The 22,624-nt window shown below is 47.7% G+C and carries 18 protein-coding genes; 9 read left to right on the forward strand and 9 right to left on the reverse strand.

The features are described from left to right. Nucleotides 1–23 precede the first annotated feature (23 nt). Nucleotides 24–899 (forward strand): SDR family oxidoreductase, encoded by an 876-nt coding sequence (locus AC1DE7_RS13865; protein ID WP_036612068.1) that lies wholly within the window; start codon nucleotides 24–26, stop codon nucleotides 897–899. 363 nt (nucleotides 900–1,262) lie between these two features. Here the strand turns inward: AC1DE7_RS13865 and AC1DE7_RS13870 are convergent, their stop codons facing one another. Next, complete coding sequence (locus AC1DE7_RS13870) at nucleotides 1,263–2,204, reverse strand: BclA C-terminal domain-containing protein (protein WP_477534605.1); 942 nt, start codon at nucleotides 2,202–2,204, stop codon at nucleotides 1,263–1,265. Between the two features lie 394 nt (nucleotides 2,205–2,598). Between AC1DE7_RS13870 and AC1DE7_RS13875 the strand changes: the two genes are divergently transcribed. Then, nucleotides 2,599–4,308, forward strand: a complete 1,710-nt coding sequence (locus tag AC1DE7_RS13875) for a sigma-54 interaction domain-containing protein (RefSeq protein ID WP_477534606.1) — start codon at nucleotides 2,599–2,601, stop codon at nucleotides 4,306–4,308. Nucleotides 4,309–4,355: 47 nt separating this feature from the next. Here the strand turns inward: AC1DE7_RS13875 and AC1DE7_RS13880 are convergent, their stop codons facing one another. Beyond that, the gene (locus tag AC1DE7_RS13880; protein ID WP_477534607.1) at nucleotides 4,356–6,425 is read right to left on the reverse strand and encodes an ATP-binding protein; all 2,070 of its coding nucleotides are present in this window, start codon (nucleotides 6,423–6,425) and stop codon (nucleotides 4,356–4,358) included. Between the two features lie 318 nt (nucleotides 6,426–6,743). Between AC1DE7_RS13880 and AC1DE7_RS13885 the strand changes: the two genes are divergently transcribed. Continuing rightward, nucleotides 6,744–7,034, forward strand: a complete 291-nt coding sequence (locus AC1DE7_RS13885; protein WP_282319177.1) for a hypothetical protein — start codon at nucleotides 6,744–6,746, stop codon at nucleotides 7,032–7,034. A 59-nt stretch (nucleotides 7,035–7,093) separates the two neighbouring features. Here the strand turns inward: AC1DE7_RS13885 and AC1DE7_RS13890 are convergent, their stop codons facing one another. Further along, nucleotides 7,094–8,764, reverse strand: a complete 1,671-nt coding sequence (locus AC1DE7_RS13890; protein WP_477534608.1) for a PucR family transcriptional regulator — start codon at nucleotides 8,762–8,764, stop codon at nucleotides 7,094–7,096. A gap of 189 nt (nucleotides 8,765–8,953) precedes the next feature. Here AC1DE7_RS13890 and ald point away from each other — a divergent pair, with 189 nt between their 5' ends. Beyond that, nucleotides 8,954–10,087 carry an alanine dehydrogenase gene (ald, locus tag AC1DE7_RS13895; RefSeq protein WP_127547145.1) on the forward strand — a complete coding sequence of 378 codons (1,134 nt, stop codon included), beginning with the start codon at nucleotides 8,954–8,956 and terminating at the stop codon, nucleotides 10,085–10,087. 167 nt (nucleotides 10,088–10,254) lie between these two features. On the opposite strand, the gene AC1DE7_RS13900 is transcribed toward ald, so the two are convergent. Beyond that, entirely contained in the window at nucleotides 10,255–11,172 is a 918-nt protein-coding gene (locus AC1DE7_RS13900) for a PD-(D/E)XK nuclease family protein (RefSeq protein ID WP_477534609.1), read from the reverse strand. 513 nt (nucleotides 11,173–11,685) lie between these two features. Here AC1DE7_RS13900 and AC1DE7_RS13905 point away from each other — a divergent pair. Beyond that, on the forward strand, nucleotides 11,686–12,369 hold the full coding sequence (locus AC1DE7_RS13905; protein ID WP_477534610.1) for a serine/threonine protein kinase: 684 nt from the start codon (nucleotides 11,686–11,688) through the stop codon (nucleotides 12,367–12,369). Between the two features lie 286 nt (nucleotides 12,370–12,655). Here AC1DE7_RS13905 and AC1DE7_RS13910 read toward each other — a convergent pair whose 3' ends face one another. Further along, nucleotides 12,656–13,552: a helix-turn-helix transcriptional regulator gene (locus tag AC1DE7_RS13910; RefSeq protein WP_036606463.1), complete on the reverse strand. Its 897-nt coding sequence runs from the start codon at nucleotides 13,550–13,552 to the stop codon at nucleotides 12,656–12,658. Between the two features lie 129 nt (nucleotides 13,553–13,681). On the opposite strand from AC1DE7_RS13910, the gene AC1DE7_RS13915 reads away from it, so the two are divergent. Both AC1DE7_RS13915 and AC1DE7_RS13920 read left to right on the forward strand, forming a co-directional pair. Next, nucleotides 13,682–14,569, forward strand: coding sequence for a sugar phosphate isomerase/epimerase family protein (locus tag AC1DE7_RS13915; RefSeq protein WP_076214488.1), 888 nt, complete (start codon nucleotides 13,682–13,684; stop codon nucleotides 14,567–14,569). Nucleotides 14,570–14,618: 49 nt separating this feature from the next. Then, on the forward strand, nucleotides 14,619–15,674 hold the full coding sequence (locus tag AC1DE7_RS13920) for a Gfo/Idh/MocA family protein (protein WP_127547153.1): 1,056 nt from the start codon (nucleotides 14,619–14,621) through the stop codon (nucleotides 15,672–15,674). Between the two features lie 347 nt (nucleotides 15,675–16,021). Here the strand turns inward: AC1DE7_RS13920 and AC1DE7_RS13925 are convergent, their stop codons facing one another. Then, nucleotides 16,022–17,341, reverse strand: a complete 1,320-nt coding sequence (locus tag AC1DE7_RS13925) for a glycoside hydrolase family 125 protein (protein ID WP_339189364.1) — start codon at nucleotides 17,339–17,341, stop codon at nucleotides 16,022–16,024. Nucleotides 17,342–17,455: 114 nt separating this feature from the next. Here AC1DE7_RS13925 and AC1DE7_RS13930 point away from each other — a divergent pair, with 114 nt between their 5' ends. Then, complete coding sequence (locus tag AC1DE7_RS13930) at nucleotides 17,456–18,517, forward strand: LacI family DNA-binding transcriptional regulator (protein WP_477534611.1); 1,062 nt, start codon at nucleotides 17,456–17,458, stop codon at nucleotides 18,515–18,517. A gap of 235 nt (nucleotides 18,518–18,752) precedes the next feature. Here AC1DE7_RS13930 and AC1DE7_RS13935 read toward each other — a convergent pair whose 3' ends face one another. The 3 genes from AC1DE7_RS13935 to AC1DE7_RS13945 all read right to left on the reverse strand — a co-directional run bounded on the left by AC1DE7_RS13935 (nucleotide 18,753) and on the right by AC1DE7_RS13945 (nucleotide 21,582). Further along, nucleotides 18,753–20,372: a hypothetical protein gene (locus AC1DE7_RS13935; protein WP_477534612.1), complete on the reverse strand. Its 1,620-nt coding sequence runs from the start codon at nucleotides 20,370–20,372 to the stop codon at nucleotides 18,753–18,755. Beyond that, nucleotides 20,350–20,925, reverse strand: coding sequence for an RNA polymerase sigma factor (locus tag AC1DE7_RS13940; protein WP_047841872.1), 576 nt, complete (start codon nucleotides 20,923–20,925; stop codon nucleotides 20,350–20,352). Before AC1DE7_RS13940 ends, AC1DE7_RS13935 begins: the two co-directional genes overlap by 23 nt. A gap of 141 nt (nucleotides 20,926–21,066) precedes the next feature. Then, a complete protein-coding gene (locus tag AC1DE7_RS13945) occupies nucleotides 21,067–21,582 on the reverse strand; it encodes a mismatch-specific DNA-glycosylase (protein WP_211081847.1) in 516 nt (171 codons plus the stop codon). A gap of 121 nt (nucleotides 21,583–21,703) precedes the next feature. Between AC1DE7_RS13945 and AC1DE7_RS13950 the strand changes: the two genes are divergently transcribed. Next, nucleotides 21,704–22,624: an AEC family transporter gene (locus AC1DE7_RS13950; RefSeq protein ID WP_017690279.1), complete on the forward strand. Its 921-nt coding sequence runs from the start codon at nucleotides 21,704–21,706 to the stop codon at nucleotides 22,622–22,624.

The raw sequence follows: 22,624 nt of genomic DNA on the forward strand, positions 1-22,624 counted from the left end.
TCATTATAAGGAGAGATTGAAACATGATTACTATTATTGGAGCAACAGGCATGATTGGAAATGTACTTTTGAGACGTTTGATGGAAAGAGGTATTCCCGTTCGGGCAGTAAGTAGAAAGCCGGATAAGCTTCGTCAACAAATGGCGGACTTGGCGTTGTCCGGGATTGAAATCTGTGCTGCCGATGCAAATGATTCCGAATCCATGCGCAGAGCTTTGGCGGGTACCAGTCAACTATTTCTAGCGTTATCCAACAACCCTAAACAAGTGGAACTAGAGACATCCATTATTCAGATGGCTGCGCAAGAGGGAGTCAAGCATGTCGTGAAAATATCCAGCCCAGCATATGACGAACGTTCACCAGTAACTGTAGCAGGCTGGCATGAACAAATCGAGCAAGCTCTAGTGAAATCCGGGATGACATATACAATGCTGCGGCCCTATGCTTTTATGCAAAATCTGCTCCGACTCGCACCAACCATTACAACTCAAGATGTATTCTTCGGCTGCATTGGAGATTCCCCGTGCAACTTCATCGATTGCCGAGACATCGCAGATATTGCCACAGAAGTGCTGACTAGAGACAAACCAGTGAACCGCATCTATACGCTTACCGGTTCCGAAGCATTCACTTATGCACAGATTGCAGATAAAATGTCCACCCTGTTCAATCGTCCGATCGGATTCTTCAACCTCAAACCCGAGGAGCTTCGAACGGATCTGATCGAACATGGACAGATGCCTCCTTGGCTTGCAGACCACGTTGTGGAAATTCAGACGATGTCTTCCGTTGTGCCAGAGAAGCCGACGGATACGGTCCAACGCTTGCTTGGCAGAGCGCCGCGTTCACTTGATGCATTCCTGAGAGAACATCGAGATGCATTTAAACCAAGGCTGTAAACCAAGTTATACAATAACGAAAAGGGGCTCTCTCGCTCCAAGCGCTAACGACCCCACCGCATATTAAAGCGATAAACAAAAATGCTAAGTTTAACGAACTTCAGCGTTCTAGAGGATGGTTATGAGCTCTACAGGAATCCTAGCCGGTAATAATGTTTTTAATGAGAGAACTTAACTATTAATTAAGCTAAAGTCTAGCCGCTCAAGTGGCTAGACTTTATATTATGACTCTTTTAATGCGAAAATTATTAAAGTGAGAACTTCCCATGATTTGCGCCCGAAGACTGTCAACCACTAATTATGAGATAGGACCACAATTTTAAATGTCTATTTTTCTGGACACACCCATTTATTATTTAAAAGTTAACCACTTAATTGTTGAATAAGGATAGAGGCATTGGCATTGATCTGTGATCCGCCCACCAGGGTTTGCAAATCAACAGCGGATGCACTGGAATGATTCCGCAATGTCAGCACATCACCGGTAGCAGCCGTAATAATAACCATTCCTGGATTCGGTTGAGTGCCAGCTCCTGAACCATATACACTACCACCTACAGGGGCTCCGTTTTGATAAAGGGTGAATTGGTTCGCCTGTACACCTGCAACGATGAAAAATACCGCGTAGTCCCCAGCATTCCCAATAATAATCTCAGCGGTATTAGGTGTATGCGTAATATTCGTAAGATTTTGGTTACTATCAAAGGTTATATCTGCTTCGGTAGCTACAGTCTGGGCTGAAGTATTAAAAATATAAGCATATGAGGATAAACCTTGTCCCGTTGCACCAGTGACACCTGTAACTCCTGTTGCTCCAGTAAATCCAGTGGCTCCTGTCACACCCGTAATTCCAGTGACGCCCGTGGCTCCTGTTACTCCAGTAGCTCCCGTGACGCCCGTTGCTCCCGTGGCTCCTGTGGCTCCAGTTACACCCGTTGTGCTCAGCGTTTCTCCCAACAACTCCTGAGATACCAACCGGTGAGCCGCGACTAATTCGCCTGCGGCATCTTTGCCCCATACGGATATTTGTGCTTCTTCAGCAGCCGTGTCTGAGGTTGAAAATACAAACTCAAAAGCGTCAAAATTCCCATCATACTCTTTGGTTATGACCTGATTAGGTGATACATTGAGCAGTTCTTCTACATATAATGTTCTGACTCCATTAAGGTAATAGCCCCGAAGAAGCACCGTGAATAATTCTGTCGCATTCCGGTTATCGATTTTGACCGTAACGGATTGAGTTGGTCGGATTCCCGTTACCCCTGAAATATTATTCTCAATGGGCCCAGTTGATAGAATCGCCATTTCATCACCCTCCTTCGATTGAATTCATTCATTTCAGTCCTTGGTATAGTATTATTCAGACGATGCTTAATGTTGTGGACAAATTGAGAGTCAACACATAGAATCACTTAACCTGCCCAGTGAATGTGTTGAGATTAACGAACTGATACTGTCATGTTCATGAATGCTTCACTTTCGCTTCAGATTGAAAGCGTATTCTAGTTGTACAAAACAAATTAAACACTATTTCCGATTGTCTTATGTATGATTCATGTCAAAAAATCTATACACACTTCACTTTGAAAGCTATAATATGGATAACTATCTCACTCAAATATTTCCATTTACTCCGATCATAAAAGTTCCTTGTAACAGGTACAGTTCTGAAAGTTATGCCGAAACTGAGGTGATACCGATGAAACATTTACTTCCAGAATTAATGTCTTTATTGCGTACGGATATGGATATTCTGGATACAGACCTCTCCACACTTACCATTCCGTCCTCAACATCGTTGGTAGATGCCTTCTGCTTATTCGACACATCTTCTTTTCTATTCATTCAGGATGATGGCCCCCTATTGGGATATATCGCCGTATCCGATGTTTTGCATGCCATGATGCATGCGCATCGCCTAATAGAAGCTTATTTTGAGACCACACTGGAGACAGCGGGTTCAGCTCTGACATTAATTAATGAAGATGCCAAAGTGGCCTACTGGACAACTGGCGCGGAGCATGTTTTTTCGATCAGCAAAAATGATATTATCGGACAACCCGCGGCGGACTTTTTTCCTCCAGATCGGCTACAGTCTCTCAAGACGTTGTATACCGGCGAAACGGTCTATCGCAAACAGCATCAGCCACGGCCCGACCTCTTCGCCCTGATTAATGCTCGTCCTGTCCAACTGGATGGACATATTGTGGGTGCAGTTGCTGCCGAAGTGGATATAACAACCGAAATCCGATTACATCAGGAACTATTACATATGACCTCCAAAGTCCAGCACCTGGAGAAAGCCGTTGCTCGGCTACGTCCCGAATTAGATCCATTTGCCAGAATCAAGGGCAGCAGCCCGGTCATCAAGCAGTGCATGGAGACCATTCGCAAGATCAGTACCACCTCAGCAACCGTACTTATTCTCGGGGAGAGCGGCACAGGCAAGGAGTTATTCGCCAAAGCCATTCATGATCTCCGTGAATTGCAGACTGCACCGTTCATCGCTATTAACTGTGGGGCAATTCCCGCTTCCTTGTTCGAAAGTGAATTATTCGGCTACGAAAAAGGCGCCTTCTCCGGAGCGGATCCCAAAGGCAAAAAGGGCAAGATTGAACTTGCCGAAGGGGGTACTCTTTTTCTGGATGAGATCGGTGAGATGCCATTGGAATTGCAAGTGAAACTGCTTCGGGTGTTGCAGGAGAAGAGTTACTTTCCTGTGGGGGGAACGCGTATGAAACAGGCCGACTGCCGGATTATCGCAGCAACCAACCAGAATCTAATGAGTATGATTGCCCGTAATCAATTCCGAGAAGATCTCTACTATCGGCTGAATGTCATTAACCTTGTCATCCCTCCTCTGCGTATGCGCAAGGAAGATATATATGAATTAACCCAGACGTTCCTTCAAGAATTCTCATTGCTCTATAACCGTCATATTGAGTTGGTTCCACCTGAAGTGTTCAAGTTGCTGTTCCAATATGATTGGCCAGGCAATGTACGTGAATTACGAAATGTGATCGAACGCCTGACCATTCTGACGACAGATGGTGAGGTGAAGCAGGAATATCTACCCGATACCCTCACTTCCCTCACCATGCAAGAACAGTCCGAAATTCAACTGACATCCGGAATTCATTCACATGCCAACAACGAATATCAGCAACGTCAGGATTCGGCAGGAGCAGAACAAGAACCTCGAACAGTTGCAAATGTGGACGAATCAGATCCCTCGGATGATTCCGAACTTGTCTCCGGTGTTACCTACCAGCAAAAATTGGACACCTATGAGGCGCAACTTCTAATTCAATATCTGAAAGCAGCAAGTGGTAACAAACGAATTCTCGCCAAGCAACTTGGCATCTCCAGGGCAACGCTCTATAACCGCATGAAGAGGCTTGGTCTATGACCAGCCTCTTCTTATCGTCATTATCGGTATGATGAATGAATAGAACCCTACAAAATCCGCGCCAAGCGAGTCAGCGCTGTTCTGAGATGGCGATAAAATGTCGCCCGACTCATGGAACACGTCTGGGCTGCGGCAGTTGGATTGCCAGCATGCGTCCAGTAGGCCGCATATAACAGCATCTGATCCTGTGGAGATAGGCCATGTACTCTGCCTTCTAACAGATCCATGACATACAGCTGTAACTGGATTCCATCCTTTACTCCTCTAACCCTGCCAGCATATTCATGTAATTCTCCCGGGGAACGAAGATCCCCCAACATCTTGCGAACATCCTGTTCAGTCCAGATGACACCATCCACTTCCGTTGTTTCCGGCTGTATACGATCCTCTGTTGATTCCGGATCAAGCAGAGACATGACCCACTCTCCGAATTGCCCGCTACGCAAATCCAAATCAAGTATGTCCGCCTGGTCCTCGAATCTGTCACAGACACGGGTGCGGGTTCTTCGCATCTGGAATCCAATGCTCTGCAAAAATAGTTTCAGGTGAGGATTCGTTGCAACGAGTATCGCTCGTGCCCCATCACCCAGTAGAGATAGTCGATCCAGTGCCATGTATCCCACCAGTTCTTCTCGTGTATAACCAGGCACATCATCTCTTGCCGCAGCCAGCAAGGCAAAGTGCGTATCACTCTGATCCGGGTCGTTTTCAAGTTCCTGTGGTGTGAAACATTCATACATCTCATTTGGAAAATATTTTAGTAATAACTCACTACTCTCCCTATGTACAAGAATGGTAATGAACATGGCGATTGTCTCCCCAAGCTTGTCACGCATTAATACGATTCCTTCGGGATAACGGTGCGCCAGTTCATCCAGGAAGGGACCATAGGATACCGCCTGCCATGGTTCCACGCTGTACTCGCACCATTGCTGTAACAGGCTGTGCAGAACGGGCAGATCCTCGCTTCTCATCGTTTCGAGAGGTGAGAACAAGGAATCACGGGACACATCCGCGTACTTGCGGTATTGAAGCATGGATTCCTGACACAGCAACAGCATCTTCCGGGCGATCTGGCGACGCTCATGTGGACCCGCCTGCTCATGCAGTGGTTTCAGCAGCTTCACGATCTTGATACGCATGGTCTGCAACCGCTGAGGCTCACGCTGGCGAAAATCTCGTAGTAGATGTACTCTGGCCATATCATGCAGGGCAAGACCATCCGGGCCGGAACGGATAAACGACATCTGTCTCAGCATGTGGTACTCTTCTTTTGTCACGGTCATATCCAGTACTGATGATAATAGTTCCTGATTGGCTGTCTCAAGCAGTGTTAGTACCTCCACTACAGGATGCAGACGGGGTGTCGTAAGTTCCAATAATAATCGAGCACTGATCATATGGGACAGTTCAGCCCATTCGGACTGTGGAAGATTCCTCCTCTGATCCGCAGCTTCTACAGCAAGGGCCAGCCCCAGCGGATGTCCATCGGTCATTCGCGTAATGGTACCCGCCATCCCCTGATTCAGAAAGCCTGCCACCGTGATGTATTCCATAATCTCATCAACTGTAAAATGTTGAAGCCGCATCTGTATAAATCTCTGATGTAATCGGGGATGTGTCCGCCAGGTGGACGCCAGTTCCGGGCGTGATGCAAGAATGACAAGTATCCCTCTTAACGGAAGTTTGGATACAAAGACTTCCATGAACCAGCTTTCTAACAGAGCAAGCTCTTCATAATTATCCACGGCCAGAACCAATCTCTTCTCGATCGATGTGTCTCTCAGCAGACTCAATGGTCGCGGGTATCCTTCACTATCCATTGTTTCCAAGCCTAATGTAGAGGACAAATAATCCATAAAAACGGAAGGAGTTGCCCCACATGATCGACCATCCATCCATATTGCCGTCGCACCTCGATCCCGAGAGACAGATAACATCTCTGAAAGCAAGGAAGATTTACCAATTCCTCCCATGCCCGTAATTGAAAATATGGTTAATGGGGCTTCCGGATGATTGAACCACCACTCCAGTGTCGTCAGTTCCTTGGTTCGACCAATGAACCGTTTGCCATCCTCAACATATTTGTCGTATTGAGCCTCACTACTGTTTCCCATATATGTCCTCCGTACTAGATACTGGTACTTTTAATATACTTTTTTCTCTCACAAAATTGAGACTATATTGAGACGCGCAATTGGGTGTGAAATGATAGAATCTTGTTAAAAGCCAATTTATAGTAAATATTCAAAACAGCGGACATGGAAACGTTTTTACAAGGTATACATAGACCCCTCCGCGCTACTTCTTAACATAATGGATCATTCCGCCAATCAAGCACAGCCAACATGTACATGAGCATTTACTGATCTCGAATTCATGCTTCCCTTTCATACCCTACTACCAGCCCGATATTCCAGGAAAGGCGGATTTGTGTGAGAATAAACCTCGATATCTGTAATCTGAGCGGACAACTCGGAATCAATCCCAAACGACTTAATGAATGGCTACACCAAAGTGGCATTTCAATGGAGGACAACATCGCAGAACCGGAAGGACTCCCTGACCGGTCATCCCCCCCATATCGGCTGGCTGCACCTTCTTCCTTATCACTGGCACCATCCTCCGGTCAAGTGAAGCTTTATCGGGGCCGACGCTCCACTTCCACTCTGCAACGCCTGCCTGCTTCATTACAACATACCCGGCGGATTAGTAGAAACTGCTAGACTGTGCTCAAGGTAGTGTAAGATGGGTGCACAGTCTGTCTTGCATCCCTTTCACCTCATCAAGAGGATTGCCACTGCCCATTCTCAATCATCGCGTGCGCGAGCAGCGCCATCTCCAGACAGATTCTTCTCCCTTGATCCATGTAACCTGGACCCATCAGTTCTTCCAGCTTCTCCAGTCTGTTGTACAACGTTTGCCGATGAATAAATAACTGGGCAGCTGCATCCCGTTTGGAACCAAAGTTCTGCAGGTAAGCATCCAACGTCTCTACCAATCGCAGGTGATGCGTTTGGTCATGTTCAATCAACATACCCAGGTGATCCTGGACAAAGGGTTGCAGGAAGGATTGGGGTAATGCCTTTAACATTTGATATATACCCATACGTTCGTAAAAGTGAACATGTTCCATCGAATCTACCGATCTCGAAACTTCGATCACCTGATAGGCCTCCTGAAGGCTCTCCGGCAGGCTGGTCAAACGGCTGCGTAACTTGCCAAATCCCACATGAATCATAACCTGTTTCAAATTACGATTGGCAAACCGTTTCACGTCCTGGGCAATCCCTTCCAGCAATCGCAGCAGTTGATGACGTGCAGCAGTCGTTACCACTTCCTTTGCACAGCACAGATATACCTGGTTGTTCTTCAGCATAATCAGGCTAGGCAGATTGTTCTTCTTGAGCAGGGAACGCAGCAGGACAAGAACATCCTGATGATTCGCTTCCATTCTCTCCCGGCCTGTACCCTTCAATCGATGCTCAATCTCGATGACCCCTCCTGCAAACCAGTACTGTCCCTTCACCAGCAAACGAAGTCCCATTCGGGTCTGGGCCTGCTCCTCCTGATGGATGTTGCCATTCATCAGATCCTGGATCAGCTCGTTCTGATTGCGGACCATCTTCTCTTCAAGAAACTGGGAGCGAAGCGTGAGCGCTGCCGCTGCCTTCGCCGTATAATCGAGCAACAGCTTGAGATATTCGACTGGAGCTGCGGGATGCACAATCATGCCTACAGCCGAAAATACCTGGCCAAAACAGACGACCGGATGACACAGCAGAGCCTTCTCTTCGTCGATGTGGAACCATAATTCGGTATCTGAATCATTCAAATCCAGATGTTCTACCTCATGCTCGTACCAGGTATAGATTGCTTGCTCCATCTCCGGAGCAAGTTCGGGCACAAAGCTACCCGGCTCCATAGACGAGATGTACACCACCGGTTTTGCAGCGTATTCATGCAACAGGTTCAGCACAGCAGACATGTCCGTACTCTGTAATGTACGCTGCTGAAGCTGGCGGGAGTAGGCTTCCAGACTTTTCAACAGTTGGTGCTGATGATTAATGAGCAGAGAGTGAATATCCTGTGTAATCTCGACAAAACGGACCGGTTGCTCAAATACGATCAGCGGAAACTGGTGTCTGTCCGCCAGTTCAATCAGTTCTTCCGGGATTCCGAATATGCTGGTACCAAACTCCACACACAGCCCGGCTGCCTCACTGCCAATGAGCTGAAGCAGATACTCTTCGCGCCCTTCTTCCGATTGAAGCCACAGTCCAGTGGATAAAATAAGATCATGGGGGCTTACGAATGGAGATACATTGGTAATCTCCAATACATGAACCCAGCCAACCTGACGGTTCACTCCATCCTTCCCTGCCGCTAGTCGTGCTCGGCCAAATACCGGACGTGCAAGGATATCTTTGATCGTAAACACACGGTCATTTCGCAATGGCGATCCCTCTTCGTGTTATTTTTTCTTACATTATAATCCATGGACAAATGTCCTGAACAGTCTTTTTCGACAATATGTTGAGTTCAATTTCTAAAGATTAGACATCAAGTAAGGTGCAAAACGATTATCCAAGTCATAAACTTGTAGTATAAGCTAACAACCAATAAATGGACGAGGTGCATGGTGATGAGAATCGGAATTCCCAAAGAAATCAAGAACAATGAGAATCGTGTAGCAATGACTCCGGCCGGGGCTGCTGATTTCATCAGAGCCGGTCACCAGGTACTGATTGAACAAGGCGCGGGGAACGGCAGTGGATTCACGGATCATGAATATCAAACTGCGGGCGCCGAGATTCGGATGGATGCCAAGTCCGTGTGGACCGAAGCCGATATGATCATCAAGGTGAAAGAACCGCTTGCCAGTGAATATGGATATTTTCGTCCGGGACTGATTCTGTTCACATACCTGCACCTCGCAGCGGAACCGGAGCTTGCCAAAGCCCTTATTAAAAGCCGGGTAACGGCTATTGCGTATGAGACGCTGGAGGTCAACAGCGCTCTCCCCCTGTTAACCCCTATGAGTGAAGTTGCAGGCCGTATGGCCTCCCAGATCGGAGCACAGTTACTGGAGAAAACGGAAGGTGGCAAGGGCATTCTGTTGTCCGGTGTACCCGGCGTCAGTCGGGGGAAAGTGGTCATTATTGGTGGCGGAACGGTGGGAACAAATGCAGCCAAAATTGCTATTGGTCTTGGCGCCGATGTGACCATCCTTGACCTGAATCTGAATCGTCTGCGGCAGTTGGATGATATCTTTGGCAATCAGATCCACACGCTAGTATCTAGCCCGTCCAACATCGCAACAGCTGTTGCGGCGGCAGATCTGTTGATCTGTGCGGTGCTGATTCCGGGCGCCAAGGCGCCAACGCTTGTCAGCGAGCAAGTGGTGAAGACGATGGCACCGGGTTCGGTCATTGTGGATGTGGCGATTGATCAGGGCGGGATCGTTGAGACCATTGATCATATCACAACCCACGATGAACCGACCTATGTGAAACATGGCGTCGTGCACTACGCGGTGGCGAACATGCCGGGCGCCGTGCCGCGTACGTCCACGGTGGCGCTGACCAACGCCACCATGCCTTATGCGCTGCAGCTGGCCAACCACGGTGCAGCCGCCGCGATTCGCGGCAGTTCGTCCATTCGCAGCGCGGTTAACGTGCTGAATGGACACATCACGTATGAGGCGGTTGCCCGGGATCTCGGGCATGCCTATGTTCCTGCGGGTCAGGCGCTGGAGAATACCGCCGCTGTCCAGTAATCTTGCTATGATCGTTCCACCCGGCGTCTTGTCGCCAGGCCTGTGGAACGCAATAGAAGCGCAAGTCGGGTAGATGATGTTCCCGGCTTGCGCTTCTTGATTTTTTTCACATATAGGATAGCTTGTTGGTTGGTTTAAGGCCTTTTGGTTCCTCCGGTTTTGGCGCTTCAGACTGCTCGCTCACTGCATACTTCGCGGAAGTTGCAGTCCCTGCAGGACCGGTGCGAAGGCATCGCCGTAAAGTAGGTGACGTCCTTGGGACGGTTGTAATACTCATCCTCCACGCAGGATCGCATCTCCTCGATGTAACGCCCTACGTTCTCTTCTACCTTCTGTATATCCTCTTCCGTTGCGGTAAACTCTCGGTGCTTTCCGGTTAACAAGTACTCCACTCGCAGCTCAATCTGCTCCAAGGGAACCCGGTAATGCTCTCTCACATAGGACGCGTACAGCATTAGCTGATCCGAGAAGTCATCTTCCTTGCCCGTCTTCCAGTCCACAATGACAATATTGCCGTTACTGCGTCGATACAATAAATCCATCTTCACATACACACGCGTATCGTGCAGCATCATGGTATCCCATTTCTCGATCTCCAGAATGTCCGTACTTGCTCGGGACAAGTCCTCCCACGTAAGCGTCTGGTACAGGTTACCGACACAGGCCGAAGCCCGTTCCTTAATCGTGGCGATCCGATCATTCAACGTGTCATCCCCGTAATAGATCTCGGACAGCATCGTGCGATTCTTGGGGTTCAGTCGCCACTGATCCGCGTCCATGGATTCCACATACGCCTGATTCAGCAGCTTGCGTATCGTCTGTTCCAGAAAGTGTTCACGCGGTTTATCTTTGCCCTCTTCCCTGCTGCGTACCGCCGACTCACACATCCGATGCGCGAGGTCCCCGAAGACAAGGTACAGATTACTGAGCTGTTTCAGACGGTACAGACGAACCTGCATCTCATCAGCAGAGTCTTTCTTCCAGCCGTTATGGGCACCGTAATAATGATAATAATATTTGCGCAGGCACTCATCGAACATACTCGCCCGCGACTGCGAATAAGACCACTGCGGGTATTGTGCCATAAGTAATCTGCCTTTCTGTATGCCGGATCTGCATAAGATCCCTTGATGCTCACAGTATAAAGCCCGGGCAATCTTGCCGCAAGCGTGCTTCCGTTATTTTCTTCTGACGCAACCGTTTCCGATTCGATCCGTATCGTTTATATAGTAACATCACCAAAAGATGAAATTGCGGAGCAGAACGCATAATATACTCTATAGAGGGCACGAATCCGGGACCTGGATGCTAGTACGGGTCTAGCCCGGGGACAGTGCGGGCCTGGCGCTAACGAATCTCACACACCTTATCACGTGGATCACGAGGTTTTACGGAATCTAACGAACCCCAGACAAGCTAATTAGTCTTATTTCGGTTGTAGAACGTGTTTATTGCAAGCAAATGAGTCAATAGCGTGTCTCTGATTCGTTACATTTTCAGATCTGCCGATTTACGTGAAATAAGACTTACTCCGTTCGTTAGAAAATGATTATATGAAAAAAAATTGTACAGGCATATCCTAAAAGGAGGCACCACCCATGAATCGACCGGATTGGTTCCAGGCGGAAGAAGCATTACAACAGATCCAAGTCATCGGAAGCGACCGGAATGAGCTCGTGAACATCATCGGCGATGTAGAAGGATTGAATTGCATTGGCACAGGTACGGATGCGGCTGTATTTTCGTATGACGGCTTGCCGCAGTATGCCTTCAAGATGTACTCGGATCATGCCTTGGACAAACTCGAAAATGAAAAACAGGTATACGAACAGCTCAAAGGTCTGCCATACTTCCCTACCTATTACGGCAGCGGCCGGAATGTACTCGTGATCAGTTTTGAACCCGGGGATACCTTGCTGGAATGTTTGGAAAAAGGAATCCCTGTCCCCGAGCAGGTAATGCTCGATGTGGACGCAGCGCGAGAAGCCGTTCGCAGCCGCGGGTTGAACCCTCGCGACATTCATCTGAAAAATGTAATACTTCAGGATGGACGCGGGAAAGTGATTGACGTATCCGAGTATATCCAGGACGGCAATGACAATCGCTGGGAGCATCTCGTCTGGGCTTATCACAACATCTATCCGCGGATCAAAGGAACGCCCATATCTCCACGCATGCTGCAAACGATCAAATGGGGATACAATCAGTTCGATCATGCCAACGTCAAAATGGACGACCTCGCCAAGAAAGCCAATCGTCTGTTCTCCAGATTTATGAAATAAGCACGTTGTACACATAGATGATTGTCTTGATATGATTGAATCAAAACCACCCGGATAACAGCCTTGAAGAGGCCTTTATCCGGGTTATTCTTTGTATATGTGCGTATGCGCATGATTATTGTAAAGGTAATCACTGTTGTGCGCTCTACTTCTACTTCTACTTCTACTTCTACTTCTACTTCTATTTCTGCTTCTGCTTCTGCTCACATTTGTGATTGCGAGTTGCATATGGCTACAACCTTCGTTATAGACATTTTATTCGAGACTACTGGTAAACTGGCCGTACTCAACCTTCTTTTCTCCCCCGCCCCTGTGAGGGGGTCATGCCCTTGTACTGTTTATATAACTTCGTAAAATAGTTGGCATTGTCGCAGCCGACTCTGGCGGCGATCTCTGTAATGGTCAGACTACTGCCTTGCAATAGTTGCTCTGCCTCACTCATCCTGCAACCGTTCACGTATTCCACAAAGGTACGTCCGGTCAGCTTTTTGAACATTTTGCAGAAGTGATACGCATTTAATCCCACATGACTTGCCGCTTCCGTAACAGACATCTTACCTGTGGGGTCCGCTTCAATCTGTGCAATCAACTGTTTGAAACGTTCGCGGTTTGGAAAATACGATCCGACCGTTTTATCCGGTAGCTGCTGCGGCATAAAGGTTCGCGCAAGCAGGGTGAACAAGGCATGCAACTTGGACTTCACCACGAGCTGATAAGCCGGGGGCTGTAACGCCATTTCCTCCACAGCTTCATTCAGCAGAGAATAATAGCCTGTGCAGGCTGTATTTTCCTCTGCCGGTTTGACCGGAAATCTCACTCTTCCTTCCAAATACGGCGCGACATATTGCTCATGCACAGGATCATGAGTGAAATCATGGAACAGTGCACGGTTGACCACAACGGAATCATAATGCACATCCCCCTCATCCAGAGCATATCCGACATGTAATGTACCTCCAGGAATGATGATGACCTCACCTGCTCGAACCACATAAGGTTTGCTATCAATATGAAACAGCGCACTGCCCTTGCGCATAATAATCAGCTCAAAATGTTCATGCCAATGCAAATACAAAATGCACTCTTCAGCTTTCATATCTGAACACCGATTTTGGAACAGCTGAAATGGATGTGATTTATGGTCAATTCGGGTATTTTCGTGAAGCGCTTTCAGATCCAGCACGACTTCTTCCCCCTCTTCACAAGATCCGACTATTATTACACAAGATTGTTTAGAGCCATCCCGTTAATCCACGGCTATAATGAGTGTGTCACGAAGTACTATAAGCCAATATTGGAGTGAAATACAACCATGAATAAATCATTACGCATCGGTACCCTTGTAGGCGGGCAGGACGCCGTCCGCGTTATCCCGCAGATCATGCAACATGGCTTCGAATCATTTAACCTGACCTTCTGGCAAACAACTGGTGACCTGGACTTGGCAGAGACAGCCAAACGTGTCCGTGAAATCGTGGACGAACAAGGTATTGTCATCTCCGCGGTGAGTGTATTTGGTAATCCGCTAACTGGAGCCGGAGACAACGCCGATACACTGGCAAGCTGGGAGCGAGTGATCGATCACGCACAGCTCTTCGGTGCAGATATCGTCTCCGGGTTTACCGGACGTCTAACCGATCAACCCATTAACGAGTCCATCCCCCGGTTCAAGGAAGTATTTGGTGAACTGGCACGTAGGGCAGCAGACCGGGGTGTACGGATTGCTTTTGAAAACTGTGATATGGGAGGCACCTGGCAGACAGGCGACTGGAACATCGCACATAATCCAACGGCCTGGGAGATGATGTTCGATGCTGTTCCGGATGAAAATGTAGGCCTGGAGTGGGAGCCTTGCCATCAAATGTCCAGCCTGATCGATCCTATTCCACAGCTACGCAAATGGGCTCATAAAGTCTTCCACGTACATGGCAAAGATGCCACGATTGCCTGGGATATTGTCAAGGAATATGGCGTGCATGGCCCACGTGAATTTGTCTGGCACCGCACACCCGGCTTCGGGGATAACAACTGGGCAGACATTATCACCATTCTGCGCCAGAACGGCTATCAAGGCACGATTGATATTGAAGGCTGGCATGATCCCGTCTACAAAGACGAACTCGAAATGACCGGACAGGTGCATGCATTGCGATATTTGAAACAATGCCGCGGCGGCGATTTTGTGCCCAATCCGGTATAGGAAACCATGCGAGGCTGTATAACACAATCCATGCAAAGGAGATGAGAACATGACTCATCCTTATCGGGTAATTATTGCTGGCTGCGGTGCCATGGCAAACACGTGGGCGGACTATGCCTTGCAAAGGCCAGATACAGTAATCGTCGGACTGGTCGATCTGTATGAACAGACAGCCCTTGCTTTTGCTACAAGACATGGCCTCACCTGCCCCACGTTCACCGATATCCGTGAAGCCATTCAAACGACTGGTGCAAATATCGTATTCGATGTCACGATTCCGGCGAGTCATTACGGCATTGCCATGACAGCCTTGAAGGAAGGATGCCATGTATTTGGCGAAAAACCACTGGCAGAGTCCTTCTCAGACTGCACAGATATTGTGCAAACCGCTCGCAGCACAGGACACATTCAAGCTGTCATGCAGAATCGTCGTTTTGATCCGCGTATCCGCGCCTACCAGCACCTCATTTCCGGCGGAGCTATAGGGCAGGTAGGTTACGCAGGAGCCGACTTTTTCCTCGGGCCACACTTCGGCGGATTCCGTGATCTGATGGATAGTCCACTGCTGCTCGATATGGCGATACATACGTTTGATCAGGCACGGTATATTCTCGGAGCCAACCCGGTATCTGTGTACTGCCATGAGTTCAATCCTCCAGGTTCCTGGTATCAGGGCAATGCGATGGCGTTATGTATATTTGAGATGTCCGACGGGTCCGTATTCAACTATCGCGGGTCCTGGTGCGCAGAAGGTGTACCCACATCATGGGAAGCAAGCTGGCGCGTAATCGGTGAAAAAGGTACCGCCATCTGGGATGGTCATGATGACATCTATGCTGAAGTAGTTACTGCGCAAAGCCTGGATGCTGACGGCAAACCATCCTTTTTCCAGCCAAGTGAGCGGATTGAAGCGGAACTGCCTGTCATGGACAAAACAGGACATCACGGCTGTCTCGAAGACATGTTCGCCGCACTGGAATCCGGCCGACTGCCTGAGACCGATTGCAGTGATAACCAGTTCAGCATGGCCATGGTCCTCGCTTCCCTGGAAAGCGCCCGCACAGGACAGAAAGTGTTCATCGCCGATCTACTGAAAAACACATAGCGAAGCGCCTGTGTTTTTCATATTAAACAAAGCCCAACTGCAAAGTTCAGCAGTTTGGGCTTTCTTGTTTTTTACCTACTCTCCTATTCTAAAAATGATATCGTTCAAAAACAGTCGCGCTCGATAGTGAAAGTAGTGTAGGGGACGAAATCGATTCTGAAGAAGCAAAGTGTTCGCCTAAAAGCTTTCTGAAAGAAAGCTGCATCGGAAGCATACGCTTATCACCGGATTTCGACTTTACAAAAGTCGATCAGGAAATCCGGAGATAACAGCGATCAAAAGAACGATTCGTAACCGGAACGGCTGCTTCACGAGCAGTGAGCAATTTTTTTGGAACTTTCATCATTTTAAAGAATTCCTTTTTTCATTGCCTTATACACCAACTGCGAGAACAGGCTGTTGGACCAAGCAAACCATGGTCTAGTGAACGTGTTGGGGTCATCGGCGTGGAAACCCTCATGCATATATCCAGTACCTGCATCCGTGTTCTCCAGTAGTTCAATCATCGCCAGCATTTCCTCGTCATTGTCTGCAGTCAGACCCTGCATGGATAGCGCCATGTGCCAGATATATCCCGGAGGGGTATGGGGGCTACCAATACCTTTGGCTACCCGCCCTTCATAATAAAACGGATTTTCCTTACTTAAAATGAATCGCCGTGTGTTCTGATACACCCTGTCTTCAATCGAAGCATACTCCATATACGGAATGGACATCAGTCCCGGCGTGCCCGCATCATCCATCAGACAAAAGTTGCCGTAACCGTCCGTCTCATAGGCATAAATCTGCCCATACTCTGGATGACGGTAAGTACCGTACAGGGCAATACCGTGTCGTATTTCTTCTTCCAAACGAGCCATCCGGCTTACCAGTTGTTTATCCCGGAACACCCACTTCGCGATCTCCCCCATCTGGCGCAAGGTTACCGCAGCGAACATATTCGCCGGAATATTATAATGAAAATCACAGGCATCATCACTCGGACGAAATCCGGACCAAATCATCCCCGTATAATTCACCGGCATACCCAATCCTTCATTACGCAGCGTATCATGGGCAGGACAATTGCGCCGCATGAACCGGTAAGATGAACGCTCTGCGTGATGCTGCTCCGTCTCCCATAGTTGTACGATATTCTCCATCACTTTCTTGAAGCGCTCATCGAATATATCCGTAAGTTCCGTCTCCCGCCAATATGTATAAGCCAGCTTCATGGAGAAACAAAGAGAATCCAGCTCAAACTTCCGTTCCCACACCCAGGGCGACATCTCCGTCTCATCATTGGCGTCCCAATGCCATCCATTCGCCGTTTCATTGAACGCATTGGAATAGATATCCATATCAGCGTAGAACGTATGCCGTTTGATCAGGCCTCCGATAATACGTTGCAACTTCTCGTCATCCTTCGCAAGCGGAACATAATGCATAACCTGCTCTACGGAATCCCTTAACCACATGGCGGGAATATCCCCTGTAATCACAAAGGTTGTCCCATCCTCCAATAGCTTCGTGGTCGTTTCCAGTGTATTCGGAAAACAATTGCGAAACTGAGTCAGCAATCTCGGTCGATGTTGCAAACGCTCGTCCGCCTCAGTCAGAATATCCTGCACAGCTTGCGGCAATTCCAGATGCGGCATAGGGATTTTCGGTAATCTGAACTGTTCCATGGATGTTGTCTCCTTATAACTATATTGTTATTTTTGTTATGATAATTTATAATAACATTATTATTTGTAAGTGTACTGTGTCAGAAGATGATCGTCAAATGAAGGAGTAATGATATGTCACGCAAAGTATCCATTCAGACGCTGGCTGACCAGCTCGGATTATCCAAATATGCCGTCTCCCGCGCACTCAGTGGCAAGACGGGTGTCAGTGAAGCAACACGCGCACGGGTACTGGAACTCGCTCGGGCTTTAGGATATCGCCAAAGTACTCCGGGTGCTAACAATAGTCCTGCTACTGCAAACCATGCAGATCCGTCCGATCCACCGTTTGCTCTCATATGCATGAATCAGCTCAACCGCGGTGAACCTCACTACTGGCAACGTGTTCTGTCAGGCATGATCTCCGCCTGTAATGAGCGTGGTTGGCATCATGCCATTGTATCTCCCTCACTCGGAGTGACGGACGAGAACACCTCTCCCGAAAAAGCTATTGCTCCTCACTTGGACTGGGAACGTTGTGCCGGGATTATTGTCATGGGGGCTTTCCCTCATACGGTTCTGCAACGACTCTCTCAGACGGGTCGGCCTATTATTTTGGTAGATCATCAGGAACCCCTGCTGAATTGTGATACGATCAGCCATGATAATCTGGAAGCTGGCATCACCGTGGCTAGATATCTAATGTCTATGAATTGCCGAAGGATCGGCCTTATCACAGATGATGGTCGTGCTGCGAGTTTCGCCCAGCGGAAAATCGGGATTGAGTTGGCTCTGAACCATTTCCATGTGGACACCAGTCATACGACCAGCTTCAGAGAATGGAATATTCCGTATGAGAACGGCGAATGGGTTAACCAATTGGCTACCGCCATTCAAAACATGCCAGATGACAAACGTCCCGATGCCTGGATTGGTGTTAATGATGATATTGCTTTGCAATGGATGCATAAATTACAGGAGATGGGCATCTCCACGCCTAAAGATTGTCTTGTCATCGGTATCGACAATGTACACTCTGCGGTTACGTCCTCCCCGCCCCTGACCACAGTTAATCTGTGTAAAGAGGAACTTGGACAGCGTGCCGTTGAAGCTTTACAACGCCGGATCGAACGCCCGGGGACGCCAAAAGAAACGGTTATGTTATCCACTACGTTGATTCCAAGGGAATCGGCATAATTCGGAAAGGGTAACCGCTCTTTTCTGAAGATGAATTCTTTAGGTACTCGTATTCCCCGTAAATCTGGTGCATACAAAAGAGGCCCCGCATATTATGCAGGGTCTCTTTCGTATATTAGGCTTATATGCTTATATTTCTTTTAAATTCACACTTAAATCTACTGATCCATCCACCCATCCTTATATCATTCATTCGAAGCTTCATTTACTTCATGTCTGAGAATTGTATTAGTCGTTATTTTATCCAAGGCAAGCTATTGTACGACGGAAGGTCCACTTCCCAATTTACATCACGGAACTCTCGGTTAACTGCGGTTCGCTTCAAAGTGAATTTCGTTCCATTTTCTTTTTTAAAACCATGGATAATCAACCTGAGATCACCTACGATGTATTCTTCGTTTTTATTAGGCTGATTTGTAGTTCCCATCACTTCAACGGGATACTCCTTTCCTTCATGATCTATAGCCACCCATTGATCTCCATTAATATCATTTTGAAAAGTCCCTAATCCCTCCAAAACAAGAGAAGAGTTCCCTTCAAAGTTTCCTTCCGGTAGCTTTAATGATTGCTGCACTGGCCAATAATTATATTTGGAAAACAAAATTTTATCTCCAAATTGTTCAAGCTGTAGTACGTAAGTGTAGAATTCAGCATCCTGACGCATCTTTTCTAAATCCACTTCCACGGACTTCTCCTCCCACACCGGGATGGTATAGCCATCCAGGACAAAGCGAATCTTCTTCGCATCCACCGTAACATAAGCAGGATCCCATGTCTCAGAAAGCCTCATCTGACCATCATTATCCTCACTCAGTCTACTCATATCTCGGAACCGAAATTTGGCTTGACGGGCATTGGGTCTGTTCTCGTTAAAAATTCGATACTCATTCGTTTCTGGAATTTCGATATGATACATTAAATCCATATCATCCGCCCAATTCTCTCCGACTTTGGCACGAAGTTGATCTTCCAGACTGATGTTCATGTCAAGGCGGGTCCCGTTTGGCGTGCGTACAAGCTGTGTCATATCCAGTTTCAAGCCCTCAGGAGTAGTGTAGGTGTTGTCCATGGGAGCCTCAACAGCCATTAATTTGGCTTTGGTCATATCGATGTTGAATTGGAAGCTCCAATCCACCGTTGTATTACTTGCTGTAATTTTTCCAGTATCAAGATTAAAATGATCAGGGATTTTTATATAACTTAATTCCCCCCGTACAAATACGTGATCTGGAATATCATCATTCAGTTGGAATACAAACCTTTGATACTTCCCACTGCTAAGTCTCGTATCTACCGCCACGGAAGCAACACTGTTCCCTTTTTCATCTGTAACATGAATTCTTCCCGCATCCAGATAAACAGCCGGTATCGCGCTGCCTTTAGGGTCGCTTTGTTCTGTTATAATAATAATTTGTGAACGATCCACTAGGACATCGCTAATCTTGAGCGTATACCCCTGATCTAGAATTTGAATATTCGGGTTAATTACAAGATCAAGTGGTTTCAGACGTTTGTAATCGTCCGTCAGATAAGCAGATCTTATCTCTTCTGGTACAGGTATGTCGGCAAGCCGCTGATCCACAGCATTTACCGCGGGTTGTGCTGGCTCTGCTGTTCGTTCAAAAGCAAACCAGGCCCCTCCCGCAAGAATCACAACTGCCGCTGCAGCGATTCCAGTCCGACGCATCCAATGCGCTCTCATGGATTTTTTCACGAATGGATACTGATCTTCTCCACTTTCCATAGACACGCCATCCAACTTCTGCATGACCTTAAGCGTAAAATCTACGTCCGGCTCCTCACGATACAAGTGCTCCTCCCACAACCGATCCTCATCCTTTGAAATAGGCTTCATACGTAGCTAAACCTCCTTTGCGTTCCATTTGCTTCCTCAGCGTTTTTTTCCCGCGATAAAGGGCGTTGCGCACTTTGGTTGAACTCATACCTGTAATGTCTGCAATCTCTTCATAGCTCAACTCGTTTGTGTACTTCAGTAATAACACCAGGCGATACGATTCAGGTAACTGTTCGAGCTGTCGATATATCTCACGCTGCATCTCTTTATGCAGCACACGTTTTTCCGGTGTTTCATTACTGACAGGTTCGATCCTCTGATCGACCGGAGACATGACGGGTTTCTTTTCCCGTATAAAATCCCGCATCCGATTCACCGCAATGGTGTACACCCACGACGAGAAACTGCTTCCCTCCCGCCGCGACGGGAGATAACGATAGATACGAATGAACGTATCCTGAGCGAGATCCTGTGCATCCGGATGACTCGCGCCCATTCCGCGCATGATGCCGTAGACTTTATTTTTATATCGATCCACTAGCACGGAGAACAACTGCTTATCCCCTGCAACAATGCGCTGAATAAGCTCCTCCTCCGGTATCTGTTGAGTCATGTAATCCCCCTTCTCTACAGCTTCCATGCATGGTTCTGTACTATATAGACGGAAGCCGTTCCCGAAACCTCTCACTTTATCCAAAAAAAGAATTCGCCCTTATCGGCAAAGCCGACTGGGTGAACTCTGCTTACTTGCCTCCTAATCTTCCCTGTTCTTCTCCGCAACAAAATCAGCAAGCTGGGAATAGATCGCCACAATCTCATCCATCGACATGCGCACGAGTCCACTGGACGACGGAGCGACGAACTCCTGAATTTCCTTGACGACCGGGTCGTCCTGAAATCCCCATTGCACTTTGGCGCGCTTGCTGTACTGGGTGTATACACCTTTTCCGACAAAACAAGCGATGTCCGGTCGGTATTTCTCCAACTTTTGCCGTAAAATCTGTCGTCCTTCTGCGTACTCTTCCTTCGTAATATCCTCCATACCTCTGGTGGGACGGGCCACAATATTCGTGAATCCATATCCCAGCTTCAGCAACTCTCCATCCTCCTGTGCATCATATAAACGCGGGGTTAATCCCGAACGTTCAAGAATGCGCCAGAACCGGTTTCCTTTGTAAGCATAATGATGACCCGTCTCTCCAGACGTAATGCTCGGATTGAAGCCTATAAACAATATCGATAAACCAACATCCAGATGATCTGGAATCATGATGGGAAGCCCCCTTATCTTTTTTAGCTAATTAAATCTTTCGTGTGTGTATAAAATGATATAATAAGCAAAGTATTTTCGAAATCGGATTGAAATTTTCATGAAAAAGGAAGCTGAACTAATGATTGCAGACATCATGCTTGAAGTCGTCCTGCCCGTCTTTCTCCTGATCGCCGTCGGGTCCTGGATGCAAAAGGTGTTCAAGCTGGACTTGTACACCCTCGCCAAAATCAATTTCTATTGTATTACCCCCGCAGCCGTCTTTATGAGCATGTACCACTCGGATATGTCGGGCGAACTGCTTGGGACCGTGACACTCTTTTACGCGATATATGTATTGATTCTCTATATTGTAGGTTCTGTATTTGCGCGCTCACTTCGGATGAATAAAGGCATGAAGGCTGCTTTCAACAACAGTATTATGCTGGATAACGCAGGCAACTATGGACTGCCCATCAATGCACTGGTATTCCGCGGGGATCCACTCGCCTCTTCCATTCAGGCACTGGTCATGTCTTTGCAGGCATTACTGACATTCACCTATGGTGTGTTGTCCATTCAGGGCGCGAAGCTCAAAGGTAATTACCGTGCCGTGATTATTGGATTTCTTAAAATGCCCGTTCCGTATGCACTCTTGCTGGGGATTCTGTTACACATGTGGAAGGTTCCCTTGCCTACGTTCCTATCCATGCCACTGACCTATGCGCAGCAAAGTATGGTTGCCGTGGCGCTTCTGACACTCGGGGCACAGATTGTAAAATATCCAATTCAACTGTATCGCCTTGATGTGTATATTAGCACATTTTTGCGTCTTCTGATTGGCCCGGCTATCGGGATTTCAATTGTGCTACTGCTTGGGTTGGAAGGTATCGCTGCACAGGCACTTATTATCGCTTCCGGTATGCCGACGGGTGTCAACGCATCCATTCTTGCGGAAGAATACGATAACGAACCCGATTTTGCAGCCCAGACGGTGCTGATCTCAACGTTGCTTAATATCATCACCATTACGGCACTGATCTCTTATGCCAAAACGTTCTAG

Source organism: Paenibacillus sp. 10L310, from assembly GCF_056395745.1.